Source organism: Bacteroidia bacterium, assembly GCA_025056095.1.
Classification (GTDB): domain Bacteria; phylum Bacteroidota; class Bacteroidia; order JANWVE01; family JANWVE01; genus JANWVE01.
This window is the reverse complement of record JANWVW010000120.1, coordinates 1-8,432: the sequence shown is the minus strand read 5'-3', so window position 1 is coordinate 8,432 and position 8,432 is coordinate 1. Positions and strand designations below refer to the sequence as shown.

Annotated in this window: 9 protein-coding genes; 6 read left to right on the top strand and 3 right to left on the bottom strand. The window is 37.5% G+C overall.

Features of this window, described 5'->3' with window-relative positions:
• Positions 1-333 precede the first annotated feature (333 nt).
• Positions 334-804 (bottom strand): hypothetical protein, encoded by a 471-nt coding sequence (locus tag NZ519_09320; protein MCS7028953.1) that lies wholly within the window; start codon positions 802-804, stop codon positions 334-336.
• Between the two features lie 66 nt (positions 805-870).
• Between NZ519_09320 and NZ519_09315 the strand changes: the two genes are divergently transcribed.
• The 4 genes from NZ519_09315 (at position 871) to NZ519_09300 (ending at position 4,254) form a co-directional block, all read left to right on the top strand.
• Positions 871-1,941, top strand: a complete 1,071-nt coding sequence (locus NZ519_09315) for a porin (protein MCS7028952.1) — start codon at positions 871-873, stop codon at positions 1,939-1,941.
• A gap of 97 nt (positions 1,942-2,038) precedes the next feature.
• On the top strand, positions 2,039-2,227 hold the full coding sequence (locus NZ519_09310; GenBank protein ID MCS7028951.1) for a DUF5522 domain-containing protein: 189 nt from the start codon (positions 2,039-2,041) through the stop codon (positions 2,225-2,227).
• Entirely contained in the window at positions 2,214-2,921 is a 708-nt protein-coding gene (gene radC / locus NZ519_09305; GenBank protein ID MCS7028950.1) for a DNA repair protein RadC, read from the top strand. Before NZ519_09310 ends, radC begins: the two co-directional genes overlap by 14 nt.
• Positions 2,908-4,254, top strand: a complete 1,347-nt coding sequence (locus NZ519_09300; GenBank protein MCS7028949.1) for a hypothetical protein — start codon at positions 2,908-2,910, stop codon at positions 4,252-4,254. The genes radC and NZ519_09300 overlap by 14 nt, the downstream gene beginning before the upstream one ends.
• 82 nt (positions 4,255-4,336) lie before the next feature.
• Here NZ519_09300 and NZ519_09295 read toward each other — a convergent pair whose 3' ends face one another.
• Entirely contained in the window at positions 4,337-4,492 is a 156-nt protein-coding gene (locus NZ519_09295) for a hypothetical protein (GenBank protein MCS7028948.1), read from the bottom strand.
• A 108-nt stretch (positions 4,493-4,600) separates the two neighbouring features.
• Here NZ519_09295 and NZ519_09290 point away from each other — a divergent pair, with 108 nt between their 5' ends.
• Both NZ519_09290 and NZ519_09285 read left to right on the top strand, forming a co-directional pair.
• Positions 4,601-5,563: an acetyl-CoA carboxylase carboxyltransferase subunit alpha gene (locus NZ519_09290; GenBank protein MCS7028947.1), complete on the top strand. Its 963-nt coding sequence runs from the start codon at positions 4,601-4,603 to the stop codon at positions 5,561-5,563.
• Between the two features lie 157 nt (positions 5,564-5,720).
• Positions 5,721-7,031 carry a bifunctional folylpolyglutamate synthase/dihydrofolate synthase gene (locus tag NZ519_09285; GenBank protein ID MCS7028946.1) on the top strand — a complete coding sequence of 437 codons (1,311 nt, stop codon included), beginning with the start codon at positions 5,721-5,723 and terminating at the stop codon, positions 7,029-7,031.
• A gap of 3 nt (positions 7,032-7,034) precedes the next feature.
• Here NZ519_09285 and NZ519_09280 read toward each other — a convergent pair whose 3' ends face one another.
• Positions 7,035-8,162 carry a glycosyltransferase family 4 protein gene (locus NZ519_09280; protein MCS7028945.1) on the bottom strand — a complete coding sequence of 376 codons (1,128 nt, stop codon included), beginning with the start codon at positions 8,160-8,162 and terminating at the stop codon, positions 7,035-7,037.
• Between the last annotated feature and the right edge of the window lie 270 nt (positions 8,163-8,432).

The window sequence follows — 8,432 nt, the reverse complement described above, 5'->3', positions numbered from 1 at the left end:
CGGGCTACGCTAACGCTTCGGTGCTACGCTTCGCTCCGCACTGGGCTAACGCCCACCCTCCGCATGCCTCACGCAAAGGATCTCTGAAACTATCGTTTCTTTGTTTCATATACCAAGTTTTAGCTTGTAAGTAATTGTGCTTCAATCTCAAACAAGGTAAAGACATAATTGGTTATGTTATCTGCGTGAGGGGCATGGAGCATGCCGTTAGGCAGTACGAAGCGTAGCGAAGTACCGAAGCGAAGCGTAGTGCGGAATGCCCCGACCCTTGCGTCAGCAAGAGGCACGCCCAAAAATAAAACTATTTTTTAACTTGATTTGAAGTTAATTGGACTAGTTCAGGCTAATCGTTACAGGGCTAGTGGTTATCACATTGCTTTTATTTCCACTTTGGTCAACAATGTATATTTCGTAAGGAAAAGTTTGCACAGTATCCAAAGTAGTGATAAAAAGATTGTCTATGCGTATCTTTATCTTTCCTTTTATGCTTTTAGAACCTGCTCTTGGACTCAAGTTTGGTACACTATATTTAGAAACTCCGCCCGTGGGGTCCAACGAACTTGGCGTACGCAAAGCTTTGACAACTAAACAGCTATCACTCCCCAAATCTCCATCAGGATCGCTAAAACCTATTGTAATTTCCACTACATTCGGTCCATGTACAAGGTAATCCTTCACTCTACTCGGTTGAATCTCTTCAAATGTAATTTCGGGTTTGCCATCACCAGGAGTAATGTTAGAAATGCCACATCCCGCTACTATTACAAAACCCACCAGGACAATACAAGCGTATATGACTTTCATAATTTGTACAAATATATGACTTTTTTCTAAATTGTATCCTGCATGAAAAGGACACACTTTGTACTTTTGTGCTTTTCGGTCTTTGTAACAAATACAAGTTTATTCAATTTACTCGCACAACAAGATAGCAGCCAAAAATTGCATTTTGAGGGATATTTAGAAACATACTACTCTTATGATTTGAACGCATCAGGCAAGAATGACAAACCTCCGTTTTTGTGTTCCTACAATAGGAATAATGAACTCAATATCAATATAGGTTTGATTCAAGCAGGTTACAATACAACAAAGACTAGAACTCAACTAGGACTGATGGTAGGTACGTACGCCAATGTAAATTTAGCCCACGAACCCGATTTGCTCAAAAATATTTTTGAAGCATACGCAGGTTTGAAACTTTTGAATTTGAGGGACATCTGGATAGATGCAGGAATATTTAGTTCGCATATTGGCTTTGAGAGTGCCATAGGTAAAAACTGCTGGAATTTAACTCGGGGAATTACTGCGGAAAATACGCCTTACTATGAAAGTGGGGCAAAGTTATCTTACCGCACACCGAACCAAAAATGGCTTATCTGTTTTTTATATCTCAACGGTTGGCAGCGAATTCAACGCTTGTCAGGTAATTTTACACCTGCATGGGGACATCAAGTTATGTACACAGGTAAAAATGACTTTGTAGTCAATAGTAGCACATTTGTAGGAAGTTTAGAACCTGATAGCTTGCGAAAAATGCGATATTTTCATGACTTTTACACACAATTTTATCTTACTAAACGTTTGGGGTGTATTATCAGCTTTGACATAGGAGTGCAGCAAAAAAGCAAAAATAGTAGCAACTACAATCTTTGGTACTCGTGGAGTATAGTTTCAAAGTATACTTTTTCAGACCATAGCAGTATTGCAGCAAGGGTAGAATACTATTTTGACGATAAACAAGTTACTATTTTCACTCATACGCCGAACGGCTTTCAAACTTTTGGCTATTCGCTAAATTTTGACTATTCCTTGTACAAAAATACAATCTTCCGCATAGAGGCACGTAGTTTTTACAGTAAGGATGCTATATTTCTATTGCGAACAAAACCTACACATACCTACTACTTTATGACTACCAGCTTAGCGGTTTCTTTCTAAAACAGTAAGGTTAAATTTTAATTTTTTGGGCATGCTCCAAAAAGAATAAAGCCCTGCTTTAAGTTAAAACTACAATTTTTTTAGTATTTTTGTCAATATGAACACTTCCCTAGAACCCGAAGATTACTACATCAATGAGCAAGGATACATTGTATTTACAGAAAAATATCACCTCAAGCGAGGTTACTGCTGCTTGAATGGCTGCAAACACTGCCCATACGGCTTTAACAAAAAAGTAAAAGCCAAAACTACTCACTCTAGCCCAAATAAAAATGAAAAAAAATAACTCAAATCGCTTCAAGGAGAGAGAAAAATCTACGCTTCCCCGAGAAAAAATGGGTCTGCTGGGCGCAGATAAATTAACTGATGCCGAACTTTTAGCTATTATTTTAGGTTCAGGCACAAAAGGTAAAGATGTACTTAGTCTGTGCAATGAAATTTTACACTATTATGAAGGATTATTTCATTTGGGAAATGCTTCCTGGCAGGAACTTACTCAAATATCAGGCTTGGGAGAAGCCAAAGCTAAAATGCTCAACGCTGTTTTTGAACTAGCTAAACGAAGAGAACAAGAAATACGTAACCGTACTCTGTTACACATTAAAGGCGTAGAACATGCTAAGGAATACATTCAATCTCATTTTCCTAACTTGTACGCAGATAGTAACGTGGAATACTTTTATGTTATCTACCTTAACAGAGCAAATGCCGTAGTACTTTCCAAAGAAATTAGCCAAGGTGGATTCTCATCTACCGTAGTAGATGTAAGGGTAATTTTAAGATATGCTTTGCAAGCTAGCGCTAGTGCCATGATTTTAGTCCATAATCACCCTTCTGGTAATCCACAACCGAGTAACGAAGATATTATGCTAACTAAAAAAATCAAAGATGCTGCAAAATTGATGGATGTCAATGTATTAGACCACATTATTGTAACATACAAAGAAACGTTCAGCTTTGTAGATAATGACCTACTCTAAAAAATGGATACCTTATGCGTTATTATCTCTGCTACTTCATGCCTTAGTGCTGATAATCACACGAGGTTTTTGGGTAGAGTTAGACAGCCCTGCTTTTGTAGAGTTAGCTCAAACACAATCTTTATCATTTTGCAAACCTATAGGCTATCCTGCATTTTTATTTGTCTTTGGTATAGGTGCAAAATACTTATGGGTACCTATTTTTGTTCAAATTATCAGCAGAAGTACTATTATAGGCTTGATTATCTGTTTTTTACAAAAAGAATATCAACTCAACTTGAAAAAAACTTTGCTTATTTGGGCTATTCTTCATATTGAACCGCAGCAAATTTACTATAATATCTGCTTAATGGTAGAAAGCTTACTGCTGACTTTCTTTTTTGCCCAATGGTATGTATGGCAACTTTACCTAAAATATAAACAAAAGAAATTTTTTTATTTACTATTGATTTTGATTGGAATAGGGCTGTACTTTAAGCCTGTAGCCCTAATCAGCGTGATACTACTATTCGGATATGGTTTGTATACTGCTCGTTATCAGTACATTCTTGGAAGTATAGCAGTATATGGAATTTTTTATATCAGCACAGGAAGTTTATACTACTGGCGTTATGGTACTTTTGAAACTGATATTTTTAAGGGAATTTTACTTTGGAATAACGCTTCTGTGGTTACTCCTGTACTGAAAAAAGATAAGTTTATTACGCAGGATGAAGCAGTTAATGCGGTTTTAATCAAAATGTACGGTAGAAATATGAACGAATTTAGCTTTGAGCAAAATGATAACCGCATTTTCGAAGATAGCAGTTTTGTGCAAGTGTACCTTCAAAGTGTAATGAGTCAAGGTAAAGATTACCGCTTGGCTATTGTAGAAGTTAATCGTGTTTTAGGTAGGGTAGGCTGGCAAATTGTTATTCATTATCCTGCAACGTTTGTCAAAGGATACATTATACCTAATCTTAAAGAGTGGTTTTTGGCTTTATTTACACCTAACGATATTACTTACCTTGTTCCTTCGCAAATTGCCAGTTTACATCCATCGGCAAAAACTTACAAACTCAATTCATTTTTGTATGTATGGCATAGTGTAGTTAAAATAGGGCTATTGAGTTTGTTTCTGATAGCTATAATCAAAAAGCTTGTTTTTGTGAGGTCAATTCAGCCTATATTTCATTTTGTATGGGTCTATCTTGTTATCAATGTTGTGTTGCATCCTTTGGAGTATCGGTATATACAGCCTATTTTGGGTAGTTTATTGTTACTTATTAGTGTGTTGATATGTGTTTGGATTTCCAAAAATACGGATAGTATATTAAACAGGTCTTACTTGTGATTTGCTTTTGGGCTATCTTGGTCAGAAGATTTTGACTATCCCTACAAACATGCGTGTGGACGGAAAATTGCAATTTGTTCTGCTAAATTTTCCAACCATCTGCTTTGAAAGCTACTCCGTTGATACTATTGAGAGTGGGATTAGCTTTCATAGACCACAATTTGGCTACAGCTATTTGAGCATGTACCAAATGTACGGATAGAAGTAACAGAAATAAAATGACAGCTTTCTTATACATAGTACTGCAATCATACTCAAAATGCAACAAAATGTCAACAATGAAATAAAAAATTGAAGAGTTTATTTGGATTTAAGTTGCTTCATTATTTTCTATTTTTGCATTTGTATGTCTAGCGTAATTTTAGACTTTGAGAAGCCAATTATTGAGCTAGAAGAAAAGCTTACCTTAATGAAAAAAATGGCTGAAGAAAGTAAGTTGGACATATCAGGACCGATTAAGGAGTTAGAGGCTAAGATTTTACAACTGAAAAAAAATACTTATCAGAATTTAACTCGTTGGCAGCGCGTACAACTTTCTCGCCATCCTGACAGACCTTACACATTAGACTATATCTATGGTTTATGCAGTGATTTTGTAGAGCTACATGGGGATAGACACGTCAGAGATGATAAGGCTATAGTAGGAGGTTTGGGGACATTTGAGGGACAAACTGTGATGTTTATTGGTCATCAAAAAGGGCGTGATACTAAGCAAAGGCAATACCGCAACTTTGGCATGGCTAATCCCGAAGGCTACCGAAAGGCACTTCGTTTAATGAAACTTGCTGAAAAATTTAATAAGCCTGTCATTACCTTTATTGATACTCCTGGGGCATATCCAGGAATTGAAGCCGAAGAGCGCGGACAAGGGGAAGCAATAGCCCGCAATTTGTTTGAGATGTCTACTTTGCGTGTGCCTATTATTTGTGTAGTAATTGGGGAAGGTGCTTCGGGGGGAGCGTTGGGCATAGGTGTGGGCGATAGAGTGTTTATGTTGGAGAATACTTGGTATTCAGTTATTTCACCTGAGTCTTGTTCTAGTATTTTGTGGCGTAGTTGGGACTACAAAGAACAAGCCGCAGAAGCGCTTCGTTTGACAGCAAAAGATATGTTAGAGCTTAAATTGATTGATGGGATTATTAAAGAACCACTTGGGGGCGCTCATCAAGATCCCAAAGGTATGTTGAAAAACCTTCGTAAAGTGCTTAAACACCAACTTGCAGAATTGAGAGAGATAGATATAGATACTCTTGTACGGCAAAGAATACAAAAATTTACCTCTATGGGGGTAGTAGTTGAAGCGGAATAAGAAATTGCGTGAGGCATGCGGAGGGCGTGCGTCAGCACGGTGCGCAGCGAAGCGTAGCACCGAAGCGTTAGCGTAGCCCGCAGCACGCCGACCTTGTGGGCATGAGCGAAGCGAAACGCCCACAAGGGCACGCCCAAAAAATAAAATATCATAAATTATGACCTTCCAAACCTACCAAGACTGTATAAACTGGCTTCAAAGTCAACTGCCTGTTTTTGATATCCAAGGTAAAAAAGCATATAACCCTAGCCTTGACACAATTTCATACCTCTGTGAGAAACTAAATCATCCTCATACAAAATTTAAAAGCATTCACATTGCAGGAACAAATGGTAAAGGTTCTACCGCAAGCATGCTCGCTTCTATCCTGCAAGAAGCTGGCTACAAAACTGGACTTTATACCTCCCCCCACTTAATTTCATTTACAGAACGAATTAAAATTGACGGTATAACAATTTCCGAAGACTTTATTCTGCAAACTGTCAATTTTCTTTATCCTGCTATTGTATCCTGCCCCAAAAAACCAACTTTCTTTGAAATAACTACGGCTATCGCTTTTGCTTACTTTGCACATCAAAAAGTGGATATAGCAGTAATTGAAACAGGACTCGGCGGTAGATTAGATGCTACCAATATCCTACAACCTGAACTTTCTATTATCACTCGCATCCACTACGACCACACGGATATACTTGGAAATACCTTAGCTCAAATTGCGTACGAAAAAGCAGGTATTATCAAGCCTAAAATTCCCGTTTTGATAGGAAAGAGAAATCCTGAAACGGATACAGTTTTTATACAAGTAGCCCAATCTCAAAACAGCCCTATTTTTTTTGTGCCAGATAGTTGGGTTGCAGTGTATCAACGTGCTAACTTTACTCATGCTGTACACAATGTTTTTTATCGTGGTCAGTGCATATATCCTGACTTGGAAGTGGGCTTATTAGGTAAATACCAAACAGAAAATATAGCTACGGTTTGTGCAGCAGTAGATTTTTTAGCAAACCACCAGTGGGATATTAAAGACATTCACTTATACAGGGGATTTAGAAACATATCTAAAAACGTAAATTTAATGGGTAGGATGCAAGTTATTGCTCAAAAACCTTTGATAATTGCAGACATTGCCCATAATGTTGAGGGTATTCAAGCAGTGATAGAAAGTTTATTGCCATACGGTCGGATACATGCTGTTATAGGGATACTGCAGGATAAGGATGTTAAAAACATGCTTGCTCAATTTCCTGCAAATACTGAATTTTACATGATAACTGCAAGTTCATCTCGTGCTTTGGATAGTCAAAAGCTTGTTTTTTTGGCAAAAGAATTGGGCTATTCAGCAAAGGCATATTCTGATATTCAAAGCGCTGTGCACGAAGCTAAAAAACAAGTTCAAGATAATGAGGTAATTTACATAGGGGGAAGCAATTATGTGGTAAGTCAGGCGATAGGTCAGAGCTTAAAATAAGCTTTACCGTGCTGCACTTTCTTTAAGAACCTTGTAAATTTTCTCGGCAGATTTATCCCAATCAAATAAAGACAGTTGCTGCGGAGCGTATGCTAAAAGTTCTTCTTTCTTTCCTGTTTGCAGTGATACTTTTTGCATCATGCGCACAATGTTTTGGACATCCATTGGATCTACTAACAGCCCTGCTTTTCCAACTATTTCAGGCATCGAAGATACGTTAGAAGTAATTACAGGACAGCCACAAGCTAAAGCTTCTATGATAGGAATCCCAAAACCTTCAAAATAAGAAATGTATAACAAACAATCCGCAGCACCGTACAAAAGTCTTAGCTCTTCAATTTCTAAGTGTCCTGTAAAAATCACCTCGCTTTTGTAGTCCATTTGTTCATAGGTTTGAAAAGCATCTTCGTATTTCCAACCTTTTCTACCTACAATTATCAACTTATGGTCTGTATGATATTGTTTTTTGAACTCATCAAAACTTTTTAGTACATTTACCACATTCTTACGTGGATGAATAGCTCCTACAAACAAAAAGTATGGTTTGCCCTGCGTGTATTTTTTTCGAGTTAGTTCTTTTTCTTCTTCAGTGCTGGGCTTGTAGATTTGATTGACAGCATTGTAAGCTACTGTAATTTTATTTACAGGAACTTCGTACTGTTCTACGATATCTCTTTTAGTATATTCAGAAACCGCAATAATGTGTTTAGCTTTGTGAGTATATTTGGGAAAGTATTTGCGGTAAAACTTTAACACTGATTTAGGAACATCTTTGGGGTAGTGTTCAAACGCTAAGTCGTGGATAACAGGTACGCAAGGGACGTTAGTTTTGAGGGGCAGATAGCCATCGGGCGAAAAAAATATGTCAGGTTTGATTTTGTCTAAATATCGTTTTACTGACCAATCAAACCAAATTTTCCACAAGATAGGATGCCGCGCAGGCGGACTTACTACTGCAGGAACAACGTTGCTTCCAAAAATAAACTCTTTGTCATACGGGCGGTCAAAAATAAAATAAAAGGTATCTTCGGGATGATTTTTTACTAAACGTTGAACAATTTCTAAGGTGAATCTACCAATGCCCTCTAATTTACCTTTTATCAAAAAACGAGTATTTACGGCTATTTTCATCACAATTCTCAAAATGTTGGCTTGCAAATATTGTGCGAAATACGGACATAGCTCAAAGTAGAATAGTTAAACAATTATACTTTTTTGATAGTGAGCAGGTTATGACAAGTTGGCTTTTTACAAAACAATAGTTGAGCAGTTATTTGGTCTTTCTGTGTTTGGTAGGTACAAATTTTTAAGAAGTTGATTTTATTTTTTTGGGCGTGCCCCTTGCTAACGCAAGGGTCGGGGCATTCCGCACTGCGCTTCGCTTCGGTGCTAACGCACTGC

Excerpts from the sequence above, each read along its gene's own strand:
- NZ519_09320 (MCS7028953.1), bottom strand. The coding sequence starts at position 804 with ATGAAAGTCATATACGCTTGTATTGTCCTGGTGGGTTTTGTAATAGTA.
- NZ519_09310 (MCS7028951.1), top strand. The coding sequence starts at position 2,039 with ATGAACACTTCCCTAGAACCCGAAGATTACTACATCAATGAGCAAGGA.
- radC (MCS7028950.1), top strand. The coding sequence starts at position 2,214 with ATGAAAAAAAATAACTCAAATCGCTTCAAGGAGAGAGAAAAATCTACG.
- NZ519_09300 (MCS7028949.1), top strand. The coding sequence starts at position 2,908 with ATGACCTACTCTAAAAAATGGATACCTTATGCGTTATTATCTCTGCTA.
- NZ519_09295 (MCS7028948.1), bottom strand. The coding sequence starts at position 4,492 with ATGTATAAGAAAGCTGTCATTTTATTTCTGTTACTTCTATCCGTACAT.
- NZ519_09290 (MCS7028947.1), top strand. The coding sequence starts at position 4,601 with ATGTCTAGCGTAATTTTAGACTTTGAGAAGCCAATTATTGAGCTAGAA.
- NZ519_09285 (MCS7028946.1), top strand. The coding sequence starts at position 5,721 with ATGACCTTCCAAACCTACCAAGACTGTATAAACTGGCTTCAAAGTCAA.
- NZ519_09280 (MCS7028945.1), bottom strand. The coding sequence starts at position 8,162 with ATGAAAATAGCCGTAAATACTCGTTTTTTGATAAAAGGTAAATTAGAG.